At 73.0% G+C, this 25,876-nt stretch carries 20 protein-coding genes; 9 read left to right on the top strand and 11 right to left on the bottom strand.

The genetic code is table 11. The annotated features are described in order from the left end of the window. Window positions 1–63 precede the first annotated feature (63 nt). Window positions 64–750 carry a TetR/AcrR family transcriptional regulator C-terminal domain-containing protein gene (locus AB0M43_RS05220; RefSeq protein WP_363721348.1) on the top strand — a complete coding sequence of 229 codons (687 nt, stop codon included), beginning with the start codon at window positions 64–66 and terminating at the stop codon, window positions 748–750. On the opposite strand, the gene AB0M43_RS05225 is transcribed toward AB0M43_RS05220, so the two are convergent. The 6 genes from AB0M43_RS05225 to AB0M43_RS05250 form a co-directional block, all read right to left on the bottom strand. Beyond that, window positions 657–1,913, bottom strand: a complete 1,257-nt coding sequence (locus tag AB0M43_RS05225) for an MFS transporter (RefSeq protein ID WP_363721349.1) — start codon at window positions 1,911–1,913, stop codon at window positions 657–659. The genes AB0M43_RS05220 and AB0M43_RS05225 overlap by 94 nt on opposite strands. Window positions 1,914–2,349: 436 nt before the next feature. After that, the gene (locus AB0M43_RS05230) at window positions 2,350–2,895 is read right to left on the bottom strand and encodes a Rieske (2Fe-2S) protein (RefSeq protein WP_363721351.1); all 546 of its coding nucleotides are present in this window, start codon (window positions 2,893–2,895) and stop codon (window positions 2,350–2,352) included. After that, window positions 2,892–3,512 (bottom strand): 4Fe-4S dicluster domain-containing protein, encoded by a 621-nt coding sequence (locus tag AB0M43_RS05235; protein WP_363721352.1) that lies wholly within the window; start codon window positions 3,510–3,512, stop codon window positions 2,892–2,894. Before AB0M43_RS05235 ends, AB0M43_RS05230 begins: the two co-directional genes overlap by 4 nt. Then, entirely contained in the window at window positions 3,509–5,779 is a 2,271-nt protein-coding gene (locus AB0M43_RS05240) for a molybdopterin oxidoreductase family protein (RefSeq protein WP_363721354.1), read from the bottom strand. The genes AB0M43_RS05235 and AB0M43_RS05240 overlap by 4 nt, the downstream gene beginning before the upstream one ends. Beyond that, window positions 5,776–6,798 carry a hypothetical protein gene (locus AB0M43_RS05245; RefSeq protein ID WP_363721356.1) on the bottom strand — a complete coding sequence of 341 codons (1,023 nt, stop codon included), beginning with the start codon at window positions 6,796–6,798 and terminating at the stop codon, window positions 5,776–5,778. The genes AB0M43_RS05240 and AB0M43_RS05245 overlap by 4 nt, the downstream gene beginning before the upstream one ends. A gap of 169 nt (window positions 6,799–6,967) precedes the next feature. Beyond that, window positions 6,968–9,736, bottom strand: coding sequence for a M4 family metallopeptidase (locus tag AB0M43_RS05250; protein WP_363721357.1), 2,769 nt, complete (start codon window positions 9,734–9,736; stop codon window positions 6,968–6,970). 311 nt (window positions 9,737–10,047) lie between these two features. Between AB0M43_RS05250 and AB0M43_RS05255 the strand changes: the two genes are divergently transcribed. From AB0M43_RS05255 to AB0M43_RS05285, 7 genes are all read left to right on the top strand, one after another. Then, on the top strand, window positions 10,048–10,206 hold the full coding sequence (locus AB0M43_RS05255; RefSeq protein WP_363721359.1) for a hypothetical protein: 159 nt from the start codon (window positions 10,048–10,050) through the stop codon (window positions 10,204–10,206). Window positions 10,207–10,238: 32 nt separating this feature from the next. Then, window positions 10,239–10,793, top strand: a complete 555-nt coding sequence (locus tag AB0M43_RS05260) for a TetR/AcrR family transcriptional regulator (protein WP_363721361.1) — start codon at window positions 10,239–10,241, stop codon at window positions 10,791–10,793. Between the two features lie 72 nt (window positions 10,794–10,865). Next, on the top strand, window positions 10,866–12,734 hold the full coding sequence (locus AB0M43_RS05265; RefSeq protein WP_363721363.1) for an SDR family oxidoreductase: 1,869 nt from the start codon (window positions 10,866–10,868) through the stop codon (window positions 12,732–12,734). Between the two features lie 290 nt (window positions 12,735–13,024). Further along, window positions 13,025–13,474, top strand: a complete 450-nt coding sequence (locus AB0M43_RS05270; protein WP_363721365.1) for an EF-hand domain-containing protein — start codon at window positions 13,025–13,027, stop codon at window positions 13,472–13,474. A gap of 148 nt (window positions 13,475–13,622) precedes the next feature. After that, window positions 13,623–13,805, top strand: coding sequence for a hypothetical protein (locus tag AB0M43_RS05275; protein ID WP_363721366.1), 183 nt, complete (start codon window positions 13,623–13,625; stop codon window positions 13,803–13,805). A 207-nt stretch (window positions 13,806–14,012) separates the two neighbouring features. Next, complete coding sequence (locus AB0M43_RS05280) at window positions 14,013–15,818, top strand: M48 family metalloprotease (RefSeq protein WP_363721368.1); 1,806 nt, start codon at window positions 14,013–14,015, stop codon at window positions 15,816–15,818. A gap of 121 nt (window positions 15,819–15,939) precedes the next feature. Next, on the top strand, window positions 15,940–16,602 hold the full coding sequence (locus AB0M43_RS05285) for a hypothetical protein (protein ID WP_363721369.1): 663 nt from the start codon (window positions 15,940–15,942) through the stop codon (window positions 16,600–16,602). A 60-nt stretch (window positions 16,603–16,662) separates the two neighbouring features. On the opposite strand, the gene AB0M43_RS05290 is transcribed toward AB0M43_RS05285, so the two are convergent. From AB0M43_RS05290 to AB0M43_RS05300, 3 genes are all read right to left on the bottom strand, one after another. After that, window positions 16,663–17,898, bottom strand: a complete 1,236-nt coding sequence (locus AB0M43_RS05290; protein ID WP_363721371.1) for a sigma-70 family RNA polymerase sigma factor — start codon at window positions 17,896–17,898, stop codon at window positions 16,663–16,665. After that, on the bottom strand, window positions 17,895–18,245 hold the full coding sequence (locus tag AB0M43_RS05295; protein WP_363721373.1) for a YciI family protein: 351 nt from the start codon (window positions 18,243–18,245) through the stop codon (window positions 17,895–17,897). Before AB0M43_RS05295 ends, AB0M43_RS05290 begins: the two co-directional genes overlap by 4 nt. Window positions 18,246–18,336: 91 nt before the next feature. Then, on the bottom strand, window positions 18,337–19,233 hold the full coding sequence (locus tag AB0M43_RS05300; RefSeq protein ID WP_363721375.1) for a hypothetical protein: 897 nt from the start codon (window positions 19,231–19,233) through the stop codon (window positions 18,337–18,339). 341 nt (window positions 19,234–19,574) lie between these two features. On the opposite strand from AB0M43_RS05300, the gene AB0M43_RS05305 reads away from it, so the two are divergent. Continuing rightward, on the top strand, window positions 19,575–23,063 hold the full coding sequence (locus AB0M43_RS05305; RefSeq protein ID WP_363721376.1) for a M28 family peptidase: 3,489 nt from the start codon (window positions 19,575–19,577) through the stop codon (window positions 23,061–23,063). A 427-nt stretch (window positions 23,064–23,490) separates the two neighbouring features. Here AB0M43_RS05305 and AB0M43_RS05310 read toward each other — a convergent pair whose 3' ends face one another. After that, window positions 23,491–24,507: an aldo/keto reductase gene (locus AB0M43_RS05310; RefSeq protein WP_363721378.1), complete on the bottom strand. Its 1,017-nt coding sequence runs from the start codon at window positions 24,505–24,507 to the stop codon at window positions 23,491–23,493. Between the two features lie 23 nt (window positions 24,508–24,530). Further along, on the bottom strand, window positions 24,531–25,862 hold the full coding sequence (locus AB0M43_RS05315) for an LLM class flavin-dependent oxidoreductase (RefSeq protein ID WP_363721379.1): 1,332 nt from the start codon (window positions 25,860–25,862) through the stop codon (window positions 24,531–24,533). Window positions 25,863–25,876 lie beyond the last annotated feature (14 nt).

Consider the following 25,876-nt stretch of genomic DNA (forward strand, 5'->3'; position numbering starts at 1 on the left):
ACCTTACTTAGTAAGGCACGGTAACGTACTTAGTACCAGAGCGCTATCCGTCGGGAGGCACGGTTGTCGAAGCCAGTCAGCGACAAGGCGAGGACCCGCGCCCCGCTCAACCGGGAACGGGTGCTGCGCACCGCCGTCGCGGTCGCCGACGCCGGGGGCATCGGGGCGCTGACCATCCGGTCACTGGCCCAGGAACTCGACGTCAAACCGATGTCGGTCTACCACCACGTCGCCAACAAGGACGAGATCCTCGACGGCATCGTGGACCTCGTGTTCACCGAGATCGACCTGCCCGCGACCGACGGCGACTGGCGGGTGGAACTGACCCGGCGGGCGGACTCGGCCCGCCGGGTGCTCCGGCGGCACCCCTGGGCGGTCGGCCTGCTGGACTCGCGGTCCGCCCCGGGCCCGGCGACGCTGCGGCACCACGACGCGGTGATCGGCACCCTGCGCGGGGCGGGGTTCTCGGTGGCGATGACCGCGCACGCGTTCGCCCTGCTCGACAGCCACCTCTACGGCTTCGTGCTCCAGGAGAACGCGCTGCCCACCGCGCCGGACGACGTCGCCGACGTCGCCGGGCCGATCATGGAACAGCTCCCCGCCGGGGAGTACCCGCACCTCGTGGAGCTGGCCACCGAGCACGTCATGCGGCCCGGCTACTCCTTCGCCGACGAGTTCGGGTTCGGCCTCACCATGATCCTCGACGCGCTGGCCCGGTCGCTCCCGGGCGAGGACGGCCCGGCCTCCTGACGCAGCCGGGTCCACGTGTAGACCAGCGCCGCGAGGGCCACGTCCGACAGCAGCATCAGCCCGATGGCGTACGAGCCGGTCGCGCCGTGCACCGCGCCCATCACCAGGGGCGGCAGGAACCCGCCGAGCCCGCCGACCGCGCCGACGATGCCGGTGACCGCCCCGACGTGCCGCGCCGGGGTGACCTGGGCGAGCAGCGCGAACACGGCTCCGCTGCCCGCGCCGAGCGCCCCGGCCATGGTGAGCAGGGCGAGGGTGGCCCACGGGTACAGCGGCGGGGCGAACGCCTGGCACACCGCCGTCAGGGCCACGACCGACAGGCAGCCGACGAGTACCTTCGCGGGGCCGATCCGGTCGGACAGCCAGCCGCCCGGGGGCCGCAGCACGACGGCGACCAGGGTGAACCCGGCGGCCTTGAGCCCGGCGTCGCCCTGGCTGACGCCGTACTCCGTCTGGAGGTAGGTCACCAGGTAGACGGCGAAGGCCACGTAGCCGCCGAAGCACACCGCGTACAGCGCCGACAGCGGCCAGGTCATCGGTTGCCGGGCCGCCTCGGCGAACCGGGTCGCGAACGGCGTGGCCGACGGCGTCCGGCCCGGCGGGTCGCGGAGCACGAGGGCGGCCAGCACCCCGAAGGCGGCCAGCACGGCGGCGACGAGGTAGAACTGGGCGTTCTCGCCGTACCCGTCGATCATGGGTTTGGTCAGCAGGGCCGCGATGGCCGTGCCGCCCATGCCCATCCCGACGACCCCCAGGGCCAGGCCGCGCTTCGCCGGCGGGAACCACGCGTTGGCGTGCGGGATCGACGCCGCGAACGGGGTGCCGCCCAGGCCGAGGAAGAACCCGACGACCAGCAGTCCGGGGTACGAGCGGAACACGGTCAGCCCCAGCACCGGCAGGATGGTGAGGAAACTGATCGCCGGCAGCATCACCCGCGCCCCGAGCCGGTCGGTGAGCGCCCCGACGGGCACCCGGCCGAGCGCGCCGACGAGCACGGGCACCGCGACGAGCAGGGACTGCTGGAGCGCGGACAGTCCCAGCGCCTCCTTGTACCGGGCGCCCAGCGGGCTGATCAGCCCCCACGCCCAGGAGCTGAGCAGGAACGCGGCGGCGGCACCGGCGAGGTTGACGTAGGCGGCGGGGCCGACCCGCTCCGTGGTCACCGGCGGCCGTCCCCTGAGCCCGGAGGGTTCCCGGCGCTTGGAGGTTTCGCCGCGCGCGGTGGGTTCCCGGCGTGCCGTGGGCTTCCGGCATGCGGTGGGTTTCCGGCGTGCGGCGAGTTTCCGGCACGCGATGGGCTTCCGGCACGTGGTGGGTTCCCGGTGCGCCACAACACCAGGGCCACGGCGAAGGAGGCGACCTCGAACGCGGCGCACCACCAGGCGACGCCCTCGCGCCCCCGCATCCAGGCGTTGAGGCCCACGGCCAACGCCCACAACTGTCCGACCAGGACGGTCAGGACGAGAACCAGCCGGGCGGTGAGCCCCGGATCGCGCTCCGCGGAGTGCCGGCCCGGCCCGGTCGACCGGACCCGGGGATCGGTGTACCCGCTGGTGGGGCGGATCGTCGGATAGCGCCGGTGGGTGCCGGCCGGGTCGTTCACGCCGCGCCCGACCGGGCGGTGCCGACGGCGTAGATCCCGTCGGCGCGGTCCTCCAGCAGCACCCGGGGCAGCGGGCGCGGCGGCGGGCCGGCCGTGACCTCGCCGGTCCGGGCGTCGAACACGCCCTCGTGGCAGGGGCAGTACAGCTCGCCCTCGGGGCCGCGTTCCGCCCGCCACAGGACGGCGCAGGCCAGGTGCGTGCAGATCGAGGAGTAGCCGACCAGGGTGCCGTCCCGGAGCCGGATCGCCACGGCCCGGTCGTGCTCCCCCGGGTAGGTGAAGGCCACCGCCGCGCCGGGGTCGATCCGGTCGGCGACCCGCAGCGGCGGGGCCGTGCCGTCGCCGTGCCGGTGGAACAGGCCCGCCGCGACGGCCACCCCGCCCGCCGCCAGTCCGCCGGAGACGGTGACGGTGAGCTTCAGGTAGTCGCGCCGGCTGGTCAGCGCCTCGGCGGTGAGCCGGTCCGTTCCGGTGGCGGGCCGATCTGTCCCGGTGGTGGGGCGCTCCGTTCCGGTGGTGGGCCGGTCGTTCTCCGCGCTCACAGCACCTCCCCCAGCACGTTGTCGGTGGTGCCCGGGTAGCGGCCCAGGGGTTCGGCCACCCCGGGCACCGGCACGCCACCCCGGTCCCGGGGCACGACCATGCCCACGCCGGTGGACACCGTGGTGCCGGCGAAGTCGAACAGGTTCGTCACGTCGGCGTTCGGCCGCTCGGCGAGGAGTTCGTCGATCGTGCCGTAGAACAGGGCCCCCGTCGGGCAGACCGTGGCGCACATCGGGGCCAGGCCCTCGGACGTGCGGTCGTAGCACAGGTTGCACTTGTACTGCAGCTTCGCGGCCAGGTCGATCTTCGGCACCCCGAACGGGCACGCGTCCACGCAGTTCCCGCAGCCGATGCACCGGCTCTTGTCCGCGTCCTGCACCACCCCGTCGGCCGTGACCACGATGGCCTCGGCGGGGCAGACCTGGGCGCACGGCGCGACCGGGTCCTCGCAGTGCATGCACACCGTGGGCATCGAGGCGACGGTGTGCGTCTCCTCCAGGTAGTCCAGGTGGATCATGGATTTGCCCCGGTGCGAGTCGCACTCCCGGCAGCCGGCGACGCACGCCTGGCAGCCGATGCACCGACCGGGGTCGATGAACAGCGTCCGTCCCATCATCGCTCCGACGTGCCCCTTCCCTGGGAGGAGGTCGGCGGCCGGGGATCGAGCCGGAACGCCTGGACCTCGGGGTACGCCACCCGGCCGGGCGGCATGGGCGGCGCGGGGGTGTCCACGACGGCGGGCGCGCGCTCGATCCGGCAGGCACACACCTTGTACTCGGGGATCTTCGAGCGCGGGTCCAGCGCGTCGTTGGTGAGCTGGTTGGCGGCCACCGGGTACGGCCAGTGGTAGGGCACGAACACCGTGTCCGGCCGGATGGCCTCGGTGACCAGGGCCGGGAACACGGCCTCGCCGCGCCGGGTGACGACCCGCACCGGGTCCCCGGTGGCGTACCCGTGCGAGGGGTGTACCTCCACCCACGGCCGGGGCGTCTGCTCGACGAGGCCGCCGAGCCTGCGGGTCTGGTTGCCCGACAGGAAGTGCGCGACGGTCCGCCCGGTGGTCAGCGACATCGGATAGGTCTCGTCGTACGGGTCGGCGGGCGGGTGCCACTCCACCGCCTGGAGGTGGATCTTGCCGTCGGCGTGCCAGGTGCGGCCGTCCTCGAACAGCCGGGGCGTGCCGGGGTGGTCGGTGTCCGGACAGGGCCACGCGATGCCGCCGGTCTCCTCCAGGCGCTCGTAGGTGATGCCGTAGTAGTCGTTGACCGTGCCCTTCGAGGCGATCCGCAGCTCCTCGAACACCTCCCGGGAGCCGGCGAACGCGAACTTGTCCCCCACCCCGAGCCGCTCGGCGAGCTGGCACAGCACCCACGTGTCGGTGCGTACCCCCGGAAGAGGTTCCTGGGCCTTGTTGTGTTTGACGACCCGGGCCTCGGCGTTGGCCATCACGCCCTCGTCCTCCGCCCACGTGGTCACCGGGAACACGACGTGGGCGTTGGCGGACGTCTCCGACAGGAAGAAGTCGCTCTGGGCGTGGAAGTCCAGCGCGTCGTAGCCGGCCCGCACGACCGCGTGGTGGGGCAGGGACACGAACGGGTTGTTGCACACCCCCAGCAGGCCCCGGATCTCGCCGCGCCCCATCTGGTGCACCATCTCCATCATCGACGTGCCCGCCCCGGGCAGGTCGGCCTCGTCGATGCCCCAGATCGCGCTGATCTGCCGGCGGTGCTCCGGGTCGTTGATGCTGCGCCCGCCCGGCAACAGGTCCGACTTCTGGCCGTGCTCCCGGCCGCCCTGCCCGTTGCCCTGGCCGGTGATGGTGCCGTAGCCCGCGCCCGGCTTGCCGATGTGGCCGGCGGCCACGCACACGTTGATCACGGCCAGGCAGTTCTCCACGCCCTGGGTATGGTGCTCGATGCCCCGGGCATGCCAGGCCATCGCCTTCGGCGCGCCCGCGAACATCCGGGCCACGTCGGTGACCTGCCGCTCCGGCACCCCGCAGATCTCGGCGGCCCGGGCCGGCGGGTAGTGCTCCACGGTCGCGCGGACCTCGTCCCAGCCGGTGGTGAAGTCCGGCAGCCGGGTCAGGCCCTCGCGGACCATCACGTGCAGGACGGCGTTGAGGAACGCCGAGTCGGTGCCGGGCCGCAGGGCGACGTGGATGTCGGCGGTGCGGGCGATGGCGGTCTCGCGCGGGTCCAGCACGATCAGGGTCGCGCCCCGGTCGCGGGCGCCCCACAGATACTGCGTCATCACCGGGAAGCACTCGCCCACGTTCGAGCCGGCGATCAGCAGGCAGTCGGTGAGCAGGATGTCGGCGAACGGGTTGCCGACCCGGTCGATGCCGAACGCCAGCTTGTTGGCCCCGGCGGCGCTGACCATGCACAGCCGGCCGTTGTAGTCCACGTGCCGGGTCCGGAGCGCGACCCGGGCGAACTTGCCGACCAGGTACGTCTTCTCGGTGACGAGGCTGGCGCCGCCCAGCATGCCGAACGCGTCCCGCCCGTACTCCGCCTGGATCCGCTGGATCTCGCTCGCGGTGAAGTCGAGGACCTCCTCCCAGGACGCCTCCCGGAAGTCCTCGCCGCGGGTGCGGCGCATCAGGGGCGCCGTGAGCCGGTCCGGGTGGTTGACCTGCTGGTAGGCGCTCAGGCCCTTCGGGCACAGCCGCATCCGGTTGATGTCGTGGTCGCGGGGCTCGACGCCGAACACCCTGCCGTGCCGGGTGCGCAGGTACATGCCGCACTGCACCCCGCAGAAGCAGCAGTGCGTCGGGACCAGGGTCTCCTCCCCGCGCTGAGCCCGCCACCGGTCGGCCGGCAGCCCGCCCGCGTCGCGGAAGTTCCGACTGCCCGGGGGCGCGACGTTCGGATCCAGGGTCACTGGAAGCCCTTCTTGACGGTCCGCAGGTAGGCCCGGCCGCGTTCCCGGCGTTTGCAGCGCGGGCAGGTCTCGGCGAGGGCCTCGAACCCGAGCCGCAGGTCCACCATCGTGGCCCGTAGGTTGGCCACGAACGGGGCCGTGTCGATCGGCTCCCCGCACACCCGGCAACGCCCCGGTTCGCCGCGCCCGACGTACTTGAACAGCTGCATGCCCACCGCCGCCGGGCGCTGCACGACGTGGAAGAACTTGCCGAACGGGATGTAGATCAGGGTGCCGACGACCGAGGCCATGTGGATCAGGGCCAGGAACTCGTAGCCGCCGCCGTGCAGCACCGCGCTGGAGAACGTGAGCAGCAGCCCGGTCACGGAGACCACGATCAGGGCGAGCAGCGGGACCAGGTCGTAGCCGAACCGCTGCCCGCTGGTGGCCTCGCGGTCGCGCAGCCGGCGGACCAGGAAGTAGCCCGACCCGGCGAGCACGAGCACGGCGGCGATGTCCAGGCCGTGGAAGCTGAGCCAGCCGACGACCGACAACGCGTCGAACCGCACCAATCCGAAACCCCAGAGCCGCATCGTGTACTCCGGACCCGCGCCCGCGTCCGCCGTGAACGTGAACCAGCCCCAGGTCAGCGGGAAGGTGATCGCCACGGCCAGCAGACAGCCCCAGAACATCAGCTGGTGGGCGACCCAGCGGGCCCGGGACCGCGCGCCGAGGAACTTCTGGAAGCCCAGGTAGGTGGCCGCCATCCGGGGCAGCGCCGTGGGCGCCCGGCGGAAGGAACGCCAGGAGAACAACGCGCCGAACCCGCTCCGGAACAGCCGGCGGGCCCCGGGCGCGGAGATCCACACGAGATAGCGGTAGGTGACGCCGAAGGCGAGGAAGATCGTGGCCGCCGCGTACGGCACCAGGGCCGAGTCGAAGTCGCGTAGTCCCCTGCTGCCCAGGTAGATGGCCGCGCACAGGGCCAGCGAGACGCCGGCACCGGCGAGCGCGGCGCGGGTGCTCGGGCGGACGGACACCCGTTCAAACTAACGGAGGGTGATGGGCTGTCGTGGCCGATTGGCGTTCCCGGCCGGGCCCGGAACCCGGCCGGGCCCGGAACCTCTGCGGCTCCGGGCCCGGTCGGGGTCAGGTGGTGCGGTGGGGCTTCCGGCCCGATGGGGCTGTGAGGCTTGGCGCCCCGCCGGGTCAGGGGACGCTGTAGCCGAGGGTGTAGTTCCCGGCGCCCGAGTAGGACAGCACCCGGTACCGGTAGGTGCCCGCCGTCCCCGTGTAGGTCAGGGTCTCGTCGGCGCCCGGGCTGGTGCCGCTGGCGACGTTCACCCAGGTGCTGCCGTTCCACTTCTGCAGGTACAGGTCGAAGTCGGCCCCGGCCGGGCCGTCCACGCAGCCGCGCTGCACCCCGGCCGCCGCCGTGAACCCGGCCGTGCCGGGCCGGTACACCGAGGCCCCGCTCGCCAGTGTGCCGGTCAGCGTGTTCTGGTAACCGGCGCAGAAGCCGCCCGGCGTGACCGTCACCGGCACGACCACCTGGTGCTGGCGACCGTTGGCCGTGCCCAGCACCGTGATCGAGTACCCGGAACCCGGGGTGGCCCCGGCCGGCACCGTGACGCTCAGCGTGGACGAACCGCCGGCCGCCACGGTCGCAGGACTGAAGGACCGGGTGGTGCCGGCCGGCAGCCCGCCCGGCCCGCTGGTCAGCGCGATCGACGGCACCGCGCCGGAGACCAGGGCCGTGGACACCGTCAGGGTGCCCGTGGTGCCCGCCGGCACCGACAGCGCGGCCGGGGCGACGGCGAGGGAGAACTCGTTCGGCCGGGGCCGGACGGCCAGCGTGAACGCGGTCTGGTGGTCGGCGACCGTGCCGTCCCCGGTGACCGTGACCCGGTAGTCCCCGTGCGCCGTGCCCGTCGTGGTCGTCAGGTGCAGGATCCCCGGCTGCCACACGATGCCGCCGGTCGGCACCACGGGGGGGTCGAACGTCGCCGACACCCCTGCGGGCAGCCCGGAGATCCCCAGCGTCACGTACTGGTTCGCCGAGCCGGAGTCCTTGATCGCGTTCACCTTGAGGTCGGCGGCGTCGCCGGGCACCACGAACTCGGGCACGTCCGTCACGGTGAACGCGTAGTCGTCGAAGTTCAGGGTCACCACCAGCGTGAACGTGGTCGTGCGCGTCGCCCCGCCGACCCCGGTGACCGTCACCGGGTAGCTGCCGACCGGGGTGGTCGCGTCGGTGTCGATGAACAGTTCCGTGCCGTAGCCGGTGGGCACCCGGTTGGAGGTGAGCACGCCGGTGGTGCCGGCGGGCAGGCCGCTGAAGGACAGGGACACCAGGTTCGTGCTGCCCGTCGCGACGCCGGTGGACACCCAGGTGGTCACCCCGCCGTCCTGCTTGACCGAGGCGGTCGCCGGGTCCACGGCCAGCGTGAAGTCGTCCGTCGTGCCGCAGGTCGGCTCGTGCGGGCCAGCCGGCACCGCCACCGCGTTCCAGGCGTCGCGGACCCGGTTGAAGTTCACACAACCCGACGGGTACAGGTTCTTCGCGGCCGCGAGGGTGGCCACCCGCACGTCGGCGTACCGCCAGCTGGAGGTCTTGGCCAACAGCCCGTTGTACAGCACCTTCCCCGCCTCCTGGAGCCCGATCGGGGTCACCGACGGCGGGCCGCCCGCGCAGATCGGACTGGCCGGCCGGCCGTTCGTCGGCGTGGAGCCCTCGGCGAGCAGGTAGAAGAAGTGGTTGAGCGGGCCGGCCGCGAAGTGCGCCTCCGCGCCGGGCAGGTCCGTCGACCAGCAGTCCGGCCCGTAGTAGTCCGACGGCCGGGACTGGCTGCGCAGCGGACCGTTGCCGTACAGGTTCACGTCCTCGCCCACCAGGTAGTCGGCCGGCCGCGTCGGGTCGTTGGCGTAGTGCTCGGTCAGGGTGCCGAAGATGTCGGCGTACCCCTCGTCCAGGCCCGGCTCGTCGTTGAGGCCGCCCGGGCTGTGCTGGTAGATCCCGTGCCCGAACTCGTGGCCGACGATGTCGAGGCTCGTCGCCTGCCGCTGCAGGTCCACGGCGCGCCCGAACGTGGCGAAGGTGCCCGTCCAGTACGCGTTGGCGTAGTCGCCGCCGACCCGGGCCGCGAAGCCGTGCCCCTGGCCGTCGAGCCCGGAGCGGCCCAGCCACGCGGAGACCATGTCGGACTCCTTGGCCCCGGCGTAGAGCACGTCGGCGCAGGCCGTCTCCAGGTCCGTGCCGGAGCCGTTGCCCCAGGTGTCGTCGGGGCCGGTGTAGACGACGCCGTCGACGTTGCCGCACTCCAGGCCGGGGCGCGCCGGGTCGGCCATCCGGAACGTCCCGCCGGAGCCCGTGGTGCCGATGGTCCTCGACCCGTTGTAGTAGGTGCTGGCGGTGCCGGCGCGCACCTCGTCGTAGCTGCGGGCCACCGCGCCGGTGCGGGCGTCGACCAGGACGCGCTGCCGGCTCGGGGCCGGCCCGGACCGGCCGGTGACCACGGTGTCCCAGACCAGGCGGGGGCCGGCCTCGGAGGCCAGGACGGCCAACGTGGGCTCGGTCGCCTCGCCGACCGCGTCGAGCTTCGTCCGGGCCGTGGCCAGGGCGGAACCGGTCGACACCGTCGGCGTGACGGGAAGGTCGAGCGGGCGGCCCGGGGCGACGGCGGCGTGCACGACCCGTCCGGCCGCGTCGGTCACCACCACCGCGTCGCCGCCGAGGACGGGCAGGCCACGGTACGTGCGTTCGTAGCTGGTGTACCGCAGGCCGTTGCCGCCGGCGTACTCCCGGATCTGGCGCAGTTGTTCCTCGGGTCCCCGGTGGAACCGGGTCGGCTCGTGCGCCACGAACCGGTCGGCCGCCGAGCGGGTCGGCCGGTCCGGCGCGGGGCCGGCGACGGCGGGGGCGGCCGGCACGACGAGTGCCGTGGCGGCCAGGGTGAGGGCGAGCAGGGTGGGTCTCAACGCGACGCTCCTGTGGGTACGGCCCCGGTCGGGGGCATGACGGAGGAGCGCGCCGCCGGGTCCGGATCGCGGACCGGCGGGGCGCGGTGGCGCGGCTCGCGCGCCGTGGAGGGGCGGGAAAGTCCTTTGTGGATCGGTCCTAGTTGATCTTATCGGGATGATCGCCGATTGACCCCTGAGGTGACGGCCGTCTCACCCCGACGGGGAGAGCGGCACCGGCGGCCGCGGAAACCGGAACCCTTTCGATACCGTCCACAGCGCTGTCCGTGGTCTGATCCGGATCATGCGCCTCCGAACCGCCGCCCTGCTGTGTGACCGCCACGTTCAAGAGCGGCTCCTCCGCCTTCCGCTGCGAGGTCGCCCTCGGCCGGAACCAGTCGACGACGACCACCGCGGTGGCCAGCTTCGCGCTGTACGGCGCGGACCTCGAGGCCACCCGCAAGGCCGTGCTGCGCGCTCCCCCGGGTTGACGGGATTATGAAGACCGGTCTATTCTTCGGCCATGGGACAGAAGGGCGAGGAGACCAGGGCACGACTGCTGGACGCCGCGTCCCGGCTCCTGGAGTCGGGCGGCTACTTCGGCGCCGGGCTCAACCAGGTGCTGGCCGAGAGCGGCGCCCCGCGCGGCTCGCTGTACTTCCACTTTCCCGGCGGCAAGGACCAGCTGGTCACCGAGTCGGTGGCCCGGGCCGGCCAGGACATCTCCGCCCTGATCGGCGGGATCGAGGCCACCGACACCGCCGACCTGCTGGCCCAGCTGCTCGACGTGCTGGGCGACCGGCTGGAGCGGTCCGCGTGGCACCAGGGCTGCCCGGTCGCCACCGTGGCCCTGGAGCTGGCCGCGTCGAACGACACCGTGCAGCGGGCCTGCTCGGCGGCGTACACGTCCTGGGAGGCGGCCCTGCGCGACCAGCTCGTCGCGGACGGCCACCCGGGGGCCGAGGACCTCGCCACCACCGTTCTCGCGCTGATCGAGGGCGGGCTGCTGCTCGCCCGCGCGCACCGGAGCCGGCAGCCGCTGACCCGGGTCGCCGGGGCGATCACGGCACTTCTGTAGGGGCCCCGTACTCGGCGGCCCGCGTTTGTCGTACCCAAAAAATATGTAGATTGGTCTACAGAAGGAGTTGCCTTGTCCCCCGACTCGATCGTCCTCGGCGCCGCCGGGTTCATCGGCCGTTCCCTGGTCGCCGAACTCCTCGACCGGGGCGACCACGTGGCCGCCGCCCTGCGCTCCGGCTCCGCCGCCCGGCTCACCGACTGGCTCGACGAACGGGGCGCCGACCGGACCCGGCTCACCGTCGTGACCTGCGACATCACCCGACCCGGCCTCGGGCTGCCCGCCGGGCTGGAGGAGGTCCGCGACGTCTACAACTCGGCCGCCGCGTTCGCCTGGGGGCTGACCGCCGAGACCGCCCAGCGGGTCAACGTGACCGGCGCGCTGCACGTGCTCGACTGGGCCGCCTCGCGCCCCGCCCTCCGCCGCCTCGTGCACATCACCGGCTACCGCGCGGCACTCAAGGACAACAGCGCCACCGGGGGGTACGAGTCGTCCAAGCTGGAGGCCGACACCGCGCTGACCGCCCGGGCGGTGGCCACGGGGGTCCCGTTGACGATCGCGAACCCGAGTTCCGTGATCGGGCCCGGGCAGTACATCGGGCTCGCCGACATCGTCGCCGACCTGTGGCGGGGCAGGCTCCCCGCGCTGCCCGGCGGCCGGGACACCTTCGTGCCCGTGGTCACCGTCGACTACTTCGCCCGGTTCCTCGCCTCGCTGCCCGGGCGCGCCGAGACCGCCGGCCGGTCCTACACCGTCCTCGACGACGCGACGCCGAACCTGCCCGACCTGGTCCGGATGCTCGCCGCGCACCTCGGGGTCCCGGCCCCCCGGTTCCAGGTGCCCGTCGGCCTGGTCCGGCGGCTGCCGCGCGCGCTGACCGGCGTGGAACCCGAGACGCTCACGTTCCTGTCCGACGACCGGTACGACACGACCGCCGCCGACGCGCACGCCCGGGTCGTGGGGCTGCGGATGCCCCCGGTGGAGGAGGCGCTGCGGGACTGGGCCGACCACCTGGTCGGCAGCCGGTTCGGTGCCGTGCCCGGGGGCGGAGCGGGCGGCTTCCACGACGGGATGTGGGTCACGGGTGACCGGGAGGAGCCCGGTCAGGTGCTGCTGCACGGGGTGCCCGTGGACGGTGACAGCTGGGCCGATGTGGCGGGGGCGCTCGGCTCCCGTCCGTTGCGCGCGGACCTGCCGGGGCTCGGCCGGTCGGCACCGGACGCGGGTCGCAAGCGGTCGACACCGGGCCCGGGTGGGGAGACGTCGGGGCGTGGCCGGTCGGCTCCCGGCACGGTCGGGGACCAGTCGGGGCCCGAGGGCTCCGCTCCGCGCACGGATTCGGATGTGGCCGGGCGGCGGTCCGCCGAGGGGCCGCCGGAGTGGCTGGTGGAGCTGATGCGCCCGGTCCGCACCCGGCCCGTACTCGTCGCGCACTCCCTGTCCTGCGACCCCGCGATCCGTTTCGCCCTCGCGTATCCGGAGCGGATCTCGAAGCTCGTGCTGGTCGCGCCCGCGTTCCTCCAGGCGCGCGCCGGACGGCTGGCCCGCTCCGGACTCGCCGCGGCCCTGCTGCGCCGGATGTCGACGGCCCGGCTGGCGACCGTGCTCGGCGTGCCCGACGGGCCGGCCGTCGCCGGCGCCGCGGCGAACCTGCGCCGGCCGGGGGTCGCGCGGCGGACCGTCGCGGCGCTGCGGGCGGCCAGCGAGCCGGGCCGGCGGGCGGCGGCGCGGCAGCTGTTGCGGCAGGTCACCGTGCCGGTCGAGATCATCGTCGGCGAGCGGGACCCGTTGGTGGACTACGCCGGGTGGCCGGTGTCCGTGGTCGCGGGGGCCGGGCACTACCCGCAGATCAGCCATCCGGCGGAGGTGGCGCGGCTGGTGCGGGCCGCCGGGGCGCGGCACACCGGGGCGGTGGAGGTCCCCGACGGGGTGGCACGGTGACCACGACCGCGCGGGGCCCGGCACGCGCGCGTCCGGGGTCCGGCACGCGCGCCCCGCGTCCGGCACACGCGCCCCGGGTCCGGGGCCGGCACGCGCGCCTCGGGTCGCGTCGGGGACCGTCCCGGGTGGAGACCGACACGACACGGACGGCGGGCACCGGCCTGATGTGGACGGCCGGCGCCCCGAGGCTGGTGTGCCGCCCGCCCGGCGGGGGCCGGCGTGCTGGCTCCGGCGCCCGGCGGACGGCCCTTAGGCTGGTCGGACTGGCCCCACGGAACGGAGCACGGCACATGTCCGACGCACAGCCACTCACTCCCGCGCAGACCGAGGAGTACAAGAAGGCGTTCACCCTGCACGACCGCAACAACAGCGGCTACATCACCTCCGACGAGCTGGGGGTCGTCCTGCGCAGCCTGGGCGCCCGGCCGACGGCCATCGAGCTGCGGAAACTGATCGCCGACGCGGACGCCAACGGGAACAAGAAGCTCGACCTCGCCGAGTTCCTCACCCTGATGGCCGCCCACGGCGGCCCGTCGGACGCGGAGCTGGCCGAGGCGTTCCGCGCCCACGACGCCGACGGCGACGGGTACGTCACCGCCGAGGAGATGACGCGGCTCATGGTCAGCATGGGCGACCAGCCCACCACCGAGGAGGTCGCGGCCGCGTTCACCGCTGCGGACGGGGACGGCGACGGCCGGCTCGACTACGCGGAGTTCAAGGCGCTGTACAGCGCGAGCTGACGGGTCCTCATCGCGGGTCGGCGGCCCGCGATGAGGCCACCGCCGGTCCCGGGTGCCCGGTCCCGGGCCGGAGTTTCCCGAGGCGCCCAGCGAGCCGTCCGCACCGCCTGCGCGGCCGGACCCCGCACGGTCGCTAGGCTTCCTGGTCATGAGCCGCAACCAGCACCACACCGACCGGGACCTCCCGGCACCCAGCTGGAACCCGTTCGCGGTCGACGGGGCCACCACGGACACCGACCCGACGGGTACGACGGCCCCGGCCGACGCGCCGCAGGCCACCCCCGACGAGGGCACGACCGGGAGGCTCGGGGACCCGTTCAGCGTGCTGTGACGGCCGCGCGCGGCGGGACCGGCGGGCCGGGACCGACCGGCGCGCGGTGCCCCCGTGCTGTGCCGGCCCGCACGGTGCCGGCGGTCCGTCGCGACCCGACGGGCGCTGTGGCGGAAAAGGGGATTGATCCACCCCGCCGCCCGTGGCTAGTCTTCCCCGGCTGTCGCACACGGGGAAAGGGACGACATGGGTATCCGGCTACGCGCTGTGATCGCTCTGCTGATGCTGATCGGGATCTACGTACTCTCGCTGGCCATCGTGGCCGGGGCGGGATACGCCGGCTACGCGGTCTGGACCCACTCCAGCCACGGCGCCGCCGCCGGCAAGGTCAGCCTCCTGCTGGCCGGCATCGGGGTCACCGTGCTGATCGGCATGTGGAAGGCGCTGGCCCCCCGGCCGTCCGTGCCGCACGGGCACCCGGTGACGGAGGCCGACGCGCCGGAGCTGTGGGCGCAGGTCCGCGCGCTGGCCGCCGAGGTGCGGACCCGCGCGCCGGACGAGATCCGGATGATCGGCGACGTGAACGCGGCCGTGTCGGAGGACGCGCGGTTCCTGGGGCTCAAGGCCGGCCGGCGCACCCTGTACGTGGGCGCGCCGCTGCTGCTCACCCTCACCGCGGACCAGTTCCGTTCGGTGCTCGCCCACGAGCTGGGGCACTACTCGGGCAGTGACACCCGGCTGAGCGGGCTCACGTACCTGGGCCGGGAGACGCTGATCCAGATCGGTTCCCGGTTCGGCAGGTGGAACCCGATCAACTGGCTGCTCCGGGGCTACTTCCGGCTGTACCTGCTGGTCACGCACGCGATCAGCCGTCGCCAGGAGCTGCTGGCCGACGAGTTCTCCGCCCGGGTCGCCGGTCGGGACACGGCCATCGCCGCGCTGCGGGAACTGCCGGTGGCCGACGCCGCGTTCGACACGTACCTGCGGCACTACGTCAGCTGGGCCGCCGACCACGGCTACGCGCCGACCGACGTGATGGGCGGGTTCCGCGAGTTCCTCGCCGCCCGGCCGGACCAGCTCGCGAAGGTCCGCGCCGAGCCGGCCCCGGAGAAGCACTCCCGCTGGGACTCCCACCCGCCGATCGCCGAGCGGGTCCGGCTGCTGTCCGCGTTCGGGTCCGCGCACCGGGTGGCCGACACCCGGCCCGCCACGGCGCTGCTCCGGGACCCGGGGGCCCTGATGCTGGCGGCGGAGCGGACGGCGTTCGACTTCGGTACCCGTCAGGTGCTGTCCTGGTCGGAGCTGATCCCGGCGGCGGCCGTCGCCAGCTCCCAGCACGTCGTCGACCGGCTCTACCGGGCGGCCGCGCGGGTCGCCGGCACCGGTCCGGGCGGCCTGGGGCTCGTGTTCGACCTGCTGGCCGCCGGGCGGGCCCCGGAACTGGCCACCCGGCTGCGCACGGACACCGACGACCTCGGCGAGTACGTGACCGCCGCGATCCGGGCCACCGCGGTGGCGTCCGGCGCGGCGTCCTGGGAGCTGAACTGGGCCGGCCCGTTCCGGCTGCGCGGGGCCGACGGCGAGCTGTTCGCCCTGGGCTTCCTGGTGACAGAGGCGGTCACGGACCCGGCCTCGGTGCCGGCGCTGCGGGCCCGGCTGGCGGAACGGGGCATCGACGTGGCCGCCGGGGTGCAGGCCTCGGCCCGCGCGGACGCCCGGACCGCCGAGCCGCTGTTCGGCATCGCGAACGTCAAGCTGGGCGAGGCCGAGCACGACCTGATCGTCACCGACGAGGGCCTGATCTTCGCTTCCTCCGGGAAGTCCGACGAGGGCACGGCGCGGATGTCGGAGCTGCTCGCCGCCGGTCCGGTCGCGGAACTGGCGGCGCGGAGCCGGTGGCTGCCGTTCGAGGAGATCGCCTCGACGCGGGTCATGAAGGAGTCGCCGGTGCAGGTGGAGCTCACGTTGCACGGGGGCGGGACCCTGCTCGTGAAGGAGACGTGGGGCAGCGAGTACCTCGGAAAGAAGGTCCAGAGGAATTTCCGGGAGCTGATGGAGTCACTCAACGACTAGATCCACTTTGGGTATGTTTGAGGCAAGTGTGCCTGGGGTATCTCCACATTGCACCAGTTAAGGCGACTCCGCCGCTTCGATGGCAAGCCGGCGGAGGGCCTCACGCGAGAGCCGGTATCCCATGCACAGCAGTAGGATCGTCGCCCTGTTCGCCACTCCCCTCCTCGTCGCCACGGCCACGTTCGCCCTGGCCTCCCCCGCGTCCGCCGCCTGCGCCAACCTCAACGGGGCGGCCGGCGCCGCCGGCACCCCCAGCAACCCGGCGGGCCAGGCGGGTGGCGCCGGCGGGAACGCCGCCCCCGGCTGCCCGGGCGGTGCGGGCGGCAAGGGCGGTGCGGGCTACGGCGGCGGGGCGGGCGGTGCCGGCGGGCCCGGCGGCACCGGTGACCTCGGCGGAACCGGCGGGGCGGGCGGCGTGAGCGGCCCCACGGCGGGGACCGGCGGCGCCGGCGGCGCGGGCGGTACCAGTCGGATCGGCAACGGCGCGTGGGGCGGCACCGGCGGCTACGGTGCCGCCGGTGGGGCCGGCGGGCGCGGCGGCGCGTCGAACATGCTCAACGGCGGCCACGGCGGCAAGGGCGGCAACGGTCGGCCGGCCAACGGTCCCGGCGGGGCGGGCGGCGCGGGCGGCGACGGCGTCCTCGGGTTCGGCGGGACGGGCGGCACCGGCGGCAGGGCCTGCGGCGCCGGCGCGAACGGTTTCGGCGGACCCGGCGGGACCGGACTCCTCGGCAACGGGTCGGCCGGCCCGAACGGCGTCACGAACACGGGCAGCTGCCTGTAGGACCGCACGCACGACGGCCGCCCTCCCCCGGGACTCCCACCGGGGCGGGGCGGCCCACCGCTATCTGTCCGCGGCGTCCTGTGGTTCGACCTCGCGCAGCCGGCGGGCCAGGTAGCGGCGTTCGGCGTCGGTGGGCGCGAGGGCGAGCGCCCGCCGGTACGCCTCAGCCGCCTCGGGGTACCGGCCGAGGCGGCGGAGCAGGTCGGCCCCTGTCGCGGGCAGCAGGTGGTAGCCGGCGAGCGCGCCGCCTGCCGCCAGCCCCTCGACCAGGCGCAGGCCGGCCTCGGGGCCGTCCGCCATCGCGACGGCGACCGCCCGGTTGAGTTCCACGACCGGCCCGGGGGTCAGCTCCGCGAGGCGCGCGTACAGGCCGGCGATCTGCGGCCAGTCCGTCGACGCCGCGTCGGGCGCCTCGGCGTGCACGGCCGCGACCGCCGCCTGCACCTGGTACGGACCGGGGCGGCCCCGGCGCAGCGCCCCGTCGAGGACGGCCACCGCCTCGGCGATCCGGGGCCGGTCCCAGGTCGCCCGGTCCTGCTCCTCCAGGGTGACCAGGTCCCCGGCGGGGTCCACCCGGGACGCCCGGCGCGCGTCGTGCAGCAGCATCAGGGCGAGCAGGCCGGCGGCCTCCGGTTCGTCGGGCATCAGGGTCACGAGGAGCCGGGCGAGCCGGACCGCCTCGTCGGCGAGGTCGACGCGGAGGAGGTCGGGGCCGGACGCGGCGGCGTACCCCTCGTTGAACAGCAGGTAGAGCACCGCCAGGACCGCCGACAGCCGGGCGGGCAGCAGGTGCGGCGGCGGGACCCGGAACGGGATCCCCGCGTTCCGGATCCGGCTCTTCGCCCGGAACAGCCGCTGCCCCATGGTGTGTTCGGTGACCAGGAACGCCCGGGCGATCTCCGCCGTGCCGAGCCCGGCGAGGCACCGCAGGATCAGCGCCACCTGCGCCTCTCGGGTCAGCGCGGGGTGCGCGCAGGTGAACATCAGCTCCAGCCGCTCGTCGGGGAAGTCGCCGACGGGCGGCGGCTCCCCCGTAGCCGCCGCCTCCCGCAGCTTCTCCGCCTCCACCGAGGAGCGGCGCATCCGGTCGAGCGCCCGGTTGCGGGCCGTCGTGGTCAACCAGGCCCCGGGGCGGGCGGGTACGCCGTCGGCCGGCCAGCGCTCGACCGCCCGGGTGAACGCGTCCTGCGCGCACTCCTCGGCGAGGTGCCAGTCGCCGGTGAGCCGGATCAGGGTGGCGACGACCCGGCCCCACTCCGCCCGGTACGCGGCGGCGACCGCCCCATCGACGTTCACTCCCAGAACGGCCTCAGTTCCAGGGCCCCGCCGCGCGCCATCGGGTGCCGCGCCGCGATCTCCACCGCCTCGTCGAGGTCCGCGCACTCGATCACGTCGAACCCGGCGATCAGGTCCTTGGTCTCCGCGAACGGGCCGTCGGTCAGCAGGATCTCGCCGCCGCGCACCCGGACGGTGGTGGAGTCGCCGACCGGGCGGATCCGCTCGCCGATCAGGCGCGCGCCCCGGCCGTCCATCTCCTCGACCCAGGTGTCCACGTCGATCTCGGCCGGCGCGGTGCCCACGGGTCGGCCGGGGTCGGCCGGTTCCCCGGTGGGTGCGACGCAGACCAGCATCAGGTACCTCATCTGTCCTCCCGGACGGTCGCGGGCGCTCGGGTGAGCGCGTCCACTCCTGTACGACGAACGGGTCCCCGCCTTTTCTACCGGCGGGGCGGAACTATTCCCATTCCCACCGGATACCCACGACCCCGAGGCCGGGATGGCGCTGCGCCACGAGGGCGATGTGCGCGCTCGACAGCCGGATCTCCTTCTCGGTGCGCGGGCCGTCGACGTGGCCGGCGTGGAACTCGTAGCACCGGACGGGCAGCTCGGCCGGGTCGAACCGGACGCGGAGGACGTAGAGTTCGGACGTTCCGGTGAACGCGCGGAAGTACTCGTCGTCCGCGTTGGGTTGGTTCAGCACCGACTTGTACTCGACGACGAAGGAGTCCCCCGCGTTGTACGACTGGTCGAGGATCAGCTCGGTGCCGACGATGTTCTCGGTGTAGTTCCTGCGGACCCGGCCGACCCGGCAGTGCAGGGTCGCGACGACGTGGATGGCGTCGAGGTCGGTCCCGGGTTCGGCGAGGTTCACGGCGTAGGCCCGGTCGACGCCGTCGGACCTCGCCTCGGTCACGATCCGGGTCCCGACCTCCGACAGGGACCGGCCGGCGGCCAGGACCACCTCCTCCTCCAGGTAGAGGCCCTGGATGTCGGCGGACAGGTCCGGACAGATCTCGCCGACGATCTCCTCGATCGCCAGGCCGTTGGACATCACGTCGAAGATGCGGCCCGCCTCGTCGAGCGGGTGCCGGCCCCGGGAGCGGCGGGGGCCGAGCAGGCTGGTCAGGGCGCCGGGGTCGAGGTCGAACAGCTCCTCCAACACCGTGACCGCCCGGATCGACTCGACCCGTTCCGGACGGTTGTGTCCGGTCTGCCAGCTGCTGAGGGTGGCGATCGCGACGTGCACCCCGCGGCGGGCGAGGCGGCCCTGGACCGCGTGCAGGGTCAACCCGCTGTCACCGATCGCGGCGCGCAGCGCGGCACCGAATGTGACGTGTGTCCGGGTTCGCATGCCGCACCTCCGCACCCGTGGCGTCCGGGGTATCGAGCCACGTAGCTCTAAAATTCCAGAGTTTTTCCAGCCTGGCAATGATGGGGACTCCTGGTGGGTGACTACGGGGCGGTTACTCCCCGTTTCGCGTTCCGACCCGTTCAACAACTACGCACGGTGATCAGACGACAACTTGTTATGTCGCTGTAAGTCACTACGCTCGTGCTCACCCCGGACAGCCATCGGCACAGGTCCATGGCGCCCCGTTCCGGACGGCGCATGACGAGTACCCCTGTTTCAGAAAGCCCCCGTGTCCCCTCAACGTCGCGGCGGACACGGGCCCCTCGGCTAAAGGAGCACCAATGAGACGCAGAACCGGTTTGCCGGTCGCGGCGGCGGGGCTTGCCCTCGCCGTGGTCGCCGGGACGGCCGCCGCGCTGTCCTGGTCGGCCGCGCAGTCGCCGACCGCCAAAGCCGCCGTCGACCCCGTCGGGCTGGCCGTCGCCGCCGCCGACCAGGCCGCGGCGAGCGGTCTGGACGCGTTGCGCAAGGGCCCGAACGAGCAGTTCGACCGCCGGGCCGTCTACACCGGGGGCAACCCCGGCGGCAACACCCTGTACTACGTGTCCTACGACCGCACCTACCGTGGCCTGCCGGTCGTCGGTGGCGACGCTGTCGTGGCCACCGACGCCGCAGGCAAGGTGCTCAGCACGGTGTCGGGCAGCAACACCCCGATCGCCCTCAACCCGCAGCCTCAGATCAGCGCGGAGCAGGCCACGGCCGCCGCGCGCGCCCGGCTGTCCAAGGTCGACAAGGCCACGGACCCGAAGCTGGTGGTACTGACGGTCGACCAGCCGCAGCCCGTACTCGCCTGGCACGTGGAGGTGTCGGGCACGGCGAACGGCGGCGGTCACCCGGGTGAGAAGGCGACCCGGCCGAGCCGGCAGAACGTGTACGTCGACGCCAACACCGGCAAGGTCGCGCACTCCGCCGAGGACATCCACGCGGGTACCGGTACCGGCGTGTGGAGCGGCTCGAACCTGAGCATCCCGACCTCGGGCTCCTCCGGCAGCTACAAGATGCAGGACCCGACCCGGGGCAACATCAGCTGCGCCAACTACTCGGGCAGCACCGGCGCCATCTACACCGACGCCGACGACGTCTGGGGCAGCTCGTCCAAGACCGACAAGGTCTCCGGCTGCGTGGACGTCATGTACGCCAACGCCGGCGAGTGGGACATGCTCAAGAACTGGCTCGGCCGCAACGGCTTCAACGGCAACGGCGGCGGCTGGCCGTCGTACGTGGGCCTCGCCGACCAGAACGCGTACTGGGACTACGTGCCCAACGCGACCCTGTTCGGCTACAACTCCGCGAACCAGTGGCTGACCGGGCTCGACGTCGTCGGGCACGAGAACGGCCACGGCCTGGACGAGAACACCCCCGGCGGCACCTCCACGGAGGCCGGCCTGGGCGAGGCGACCGGTGACATCTTCGGCGCGCTGACCGAGCACTACATCAACAGCTCCGTGGACGTCCCCGACTACGAGACCGGCGAGCGGGTCAACTTCTCGGGCAACAACAAGCCGCTGCGGTACATGTACGAGCCCTCGAAGGACGGCCGCAGCCCGAACTGCTACTCCTCGTCCATCCCGAACACCGAGGTGCACGACGCGGCCGGGCCGCTGAACCACTGGTTCTACCTGCTCGCCGAGGGCTCGGCCCCCGGCAACGGCAAGCCGAACAGCCCGACCTGCAACAGCACCACCCTGACCGGGGTCGGCATCCAGAACGCCGGCAAGATCTTCTACAACGGCATGCTGCTGAAGACCTCGGGCATGACGCACAAGAAGTACCGGATCGCCACGCTGCAGGCGGCGAAGAACCTCGACAGCACCTGTGGTCTGTACAACAAGACCAAGGCCGCGTGGGACGCGATCAGCCTGCCGGCCCAGTCCGGCGAGGCGACCTGTGCGCCGAACACGCAGAACGACTTCTCCATCGGCCTGAACCCGGGCTCCGGCAGCGTCCAGCCGGGTTCGTCGGTCACCTCCACGGTGAACACGACCACCACCACGGGCAGCGCGCAGACCGTGAACCTGACCGCCTCGGGGGCGCCGTCCGGCGTGACCGTGTCGTTCAGCCCGGCCTCGGTGCAGTCCGGCTCCAACAGCACGATGACCGTCGCGACCACCTCCTCGGCGGCGGCGGGCAGCTACACGATCACGGTGAAGGGCGCGGGTTCCGTGGAGCACACGGCGACCTACAACCTGACCGTCGGCTCGGTGAACCCGAACCCGACGGTGCCGGACATCGACGTGGCGAAGGTGCAGGCGCACCTGACCCAGTTCAACACGATCGCCAGCAACAACGGCGGCAACCGCCGGGCGGGCAGCGCCGGCTACACGGCCTCGCTGGCCTACGTGAAGGGCAAGCTCACGGCCGCCGGCTACAACGTGGTCGAGCAGACCTGCAACAGCGGCTGCACCTACACGTCGAACAACCTGATCGCCGACTGGCCCGGTGGCGACACCGCCAACACGGTGATGTTCGGCGCGCACCTCGACGGTGTCTCGGCCGGTCCGGGCATCAACGACAACGGGTCCGGTTCGGCCGCCCTGTTGGAGACCGCCCTGGCTCTGGCCAGCGCCAACCCGACCATGACGAAGCACGTCCGGTTCGGTTGGTGGACGGACGAGGAGCAGGGCCTCAACGGCTCCGAGTTCTACGTCAACTCGCTGTCGGCGACGCAGAAGAGCGCGATCAAGGGTTACTACAACTTCGACATGATCGCCTCGACCAACGCCGGCTACTTCATCAACAACGTCACCACGGCGACGGCCAAGCCGCTCAAGGACTACTGGGACTCCCTCAACCTCTCCCCCGAGGAGAACGTCGAGGGCCAGGGCCGCTCCGATGACGCCTCGTTCAAGAACGCGGGCATCGCGACCAGCGGGTACGCCACCGGCGCCTCCGCCCGCAAGACCAGCGCGCAGGCCACCAAGTGGGGCGGTACGGCCAACTCCGCGTACGACCCCTGCTACCACGCCTCGTGCGACACCACCAACAACATCAACGCCACGGCGCTGAACCGGGGCGCGGACGGCATCGCCTACGCCATCTGGAACCTCGCCGTCGGCACGTCCACCCCGACCAACGACTTCTCGGTCTCGGTGAACCCCACCTCCGGCAACGCCAACCGCGGCTCCTCGGTGACGGCCACCGTCAACACGGCCACCACCACCGGCAGCGCGCAGACCGTGAACCTGACCGCCTCGGGAGCGCCCACCGGCGTGACCGTGTCCTTCAGCCCCTCGTCGGTCCAGTCGGGCTCCAACTCCACCGTGACGTTCGCGGTGGCGGCGAGCGCGACCCCGGGCACCTCGACGATCACGATCACGGGTACCGGAGCCGTCACGCACAACACCACGTACACCCTGACCGTGAACGGCACCACGCCGACCACGGCCCCGCCCACCACCCAGCCGCCCACGACGCAACCGCCGACCGGGCGCACCTTCACCAACGGCACCAACTACACGATCGCGGACAACCAGATCTTCAGCAACGTGTCCTCGAACGCGTCCGGCACGGCCGTGTCGCCGGTGCAGTTGTCCGTCACCATCAACCACACCTGTGCCGAGGACCTCGGGATCAGCCTGGTCGCGCCGAACGGCGTGATCTACCCGGTCAAGTACTCCGGTACCGGTAACTACCCGTGCACCCAGTTCGGGGGTACGCGGACCTACTCCGTACCGGTGAACTCCGCCGCAGCCGGCACCTGGCGACTGCGGGTCACCGACTACGGCCCGGGTGACTACGGCGTCCTCGACACCTGGTCGATCACGCTGTAGCCACGACACCCAGGAACTCCCCGAGAGGGAGAGCAGGGGCCGGCCACCTTCGAGTGGTCGGCCCCGACCCTTGTCGGCGGGGGCCACGGGCAGGGGCCCAGCCAGAGGGCTACGGGCCTGGAGCGGCCACCGGCCTGGCGCGGCGGGGTCCCGGCACGGCACGCCGAACGTGCACCGGCGCGCGGGCGGGCGGGCGGGCTATCCGGCGCGGAGGGTCTCCGTGTCGACCGGGATGTCCCCGGGGCCGAGGTAGCCGCCACCGAGACCGGCCGAGGGTACGTTAGATGTGAACATCTTCCGACATTAACACACAGTTTTACTCATGCTTCGACATTCTCGCGCATTGGGATCCGCGGCGCCGGCGCATGGTCCCCGGCGAGGGCAGTCAACAGGGCACGGGGCGCGCCCCGTGCCCTGTGGTGACCGGTCAGCGGCGCCGCTGTGCCGGGTCGCGCAGCGCCGGGGGCTGGTACCCGGTGTCGGCGGCGTTGAGCGTCACCCCCGGCGGCACGATCTCGTCGATCCGGTCCAGGACGTCGGCGGACAGCTGGACCTTGGTGGCGTCGAGCTGGGACTCCAGGTGCTCCAGGGTCCGGGGGCCGATGATCGCGGACGTCACCGCCGGGTGTCGCAGGACGAAGGCCAGCGCCAGGTGGATCAGCGACAGGCCCGCGTCCTCGGCGAGCGCCTCCAGTTGGCGGACGGCCTCGAACTTGGCGGCGTTGGCGGGGTGCGCCGCGTCATAGCGGGCCGGGAAGCGTTCGCCCCGGCTGGAACGGTGCCCGTCGCGGCCGAAGCCGCCGGACAGCCAGCCGCCCGCGAGGGGGCTCCAGGGCAGGACGGCCAGGCCGTACTCCTGGGCGACCGGCAGCACCTCGCGCTCGACGGCCCGGGCGAGGATCGAGTACGGCGGCTGCTCCGAGGACGGCTTCTCCCGGCCCCGGCGGTCGGCCGTCCACTGGGTCTGGACGAGCTGCGCGCCGGAGAACGTGGACGTGCCGTAGTAGCGGATCTTGCCCTGGCGGACCAGGTCGCTGAGCGCGCCGAGGGTGTCGTCGAGGTCGGTGTCCGGGTCGGGCCGGTGCACCTGGTACAGGTCGATGTGGTCGGTCCGCAGCCGCCGCAGGCTGTTCTCGACCTCGCGGACGATCCACCGCCGGGAGCTGCCCCGGTGGTTGGGGTTCTCGCCGATCTGGTTGTGGAACTTGGTCGCCAGCACCACCTCGTCGCGGCGGCCGAGCAGCGCCTTGCCGACGATCTCCTCGGACTCGCCCTGGGAGTACACGTCGGCGGTGTCGACGAGGTTGATCCCGGCGTCGAGGGCGCGGTGGATGATCCGGATGCCGTCGGCGTGGTCGGCGTTGGCGCGGGCGCCGAAGTTCATGGCGCCGAGGGTCAGCGGGCTGACCTGGACTCCGGTGCGGCCGAGCGGGCGGTAGGTCATGGTGTCTCCGTTGGGTGGAAGGGTCAGCGTCGGGCGTAGCGGCTGGCGGGCCGGGTCAGGCCGAGGTGGTCGCGCAGGGTCGTCCCGGTGTACTCCGTGCGGAACACGCCCCGCCGCCGCAGCTCGGGCACGACGTGGTCCACGAACGTCTCGGCCCCGGACGGGAACACGTCGGGCATGATGTTGAACCCGTCGGCCGCGCCCTCGCGGAACCACTCCTCCAGGGTGTCCGCGATCTGTTCCGGAGCCCCGGCCAGCAGCCGGTGCCCGGACCGGATCCGGCTGGTGAGCTGCCGGACCGTGAGCCCCTCCCGGCGGGCCAGGTTGATCTGGGCCAGGAAGAACCCGTGCGAGCCGCCGCCGAGTTCGGAGACGTCGCCGATCAGGTGCCAGGGCAGTTCCTTGTCGGGGTCGAGGTCCTTCGGGCTGAGCTGGAGGCGCTGGGCGACCTGGGAGAGCTGGGACTCGAAGCCGACGATGTCGTCGAGTTCGGCCTGCCGGGCCAGGGCCTCGGCCTCGGTGGACCCGATGACGGTGGAGAGGCCGGGCATGATCCTGATCGCGTCGGGGTCGCGGCCGAACGCGGCGGCCCGGCCCTTCATCTCGGAGTAGAAGGCCTGGCCGTCCTCCAGGGTGGTCTGGGTGGTGAACACCGCGTCGGCCTGCCGGGCCGCGAGGGCGCGGCCCTGCTCGGAGGAGCCCGCCTGGACGAGTACGGGGCGGCCCTGCGGCGACCGGGGCACGTTCATCGGCCCCTGGACGGAGAAGTGCGTGCCGACGTGGTCGATCGCGTGCACCTTGGCGGGGTCGGCGAACACGCCGCGTTCCCGGTCGGCGAGGACCGCGTCGTCCTCCCAGCTGTCCCACAGCTTGACGGCGATCTCGACGAACTCCTCGGCCCGGCCGTACCGGTCGTCGTGCACCGGGGCCCCGGACAGGCCGAAGTTGCGCGCGGCGGCGTCGCCGGCCGTGGTCACCACGTTCCAGGCGGCCCGCCCGCCGGACAGGTGGTCGAGGGACGCGAACCGCCGGGCCAGGTTGTAGGGCGAGTTGTAGCTGGTGGAGGCGGTGGCGATCACCCCGATCCGTTCGGTGGCCAGCGCGACGGCCGTGAGGACGAGCGTCGGCTCCAGCCGCCCGGACGGTCCGGCCGCCGGGTTGCCGGCCAGGGCCGGGCCGTCCGCGAGGAAGATCGCGTCGAGGGTGCCGCGTTCGGAGATCCGGGCGATGTTGCGGTAGTACTCGATGTCCAGGTACGACAGCGGGTCGACCTCGGCGTACCGCCAGGCGGCGCCGTGCCCGCCGAGGCCGAGGATGTTCATGCCGATGCTCATCTGGCGCGGGGTGCTGGCCATGGTGCTCGTCTCTG

The sequence above is a fragment of the Longispora sp. NPDC051575 genome, assembly GCF_040681875.1.
Classification (GTDB): Bacteria; Actinomycetota; Actinomycetes; order Mycobacteriales; family Micromonosporaceae; genus Longispora.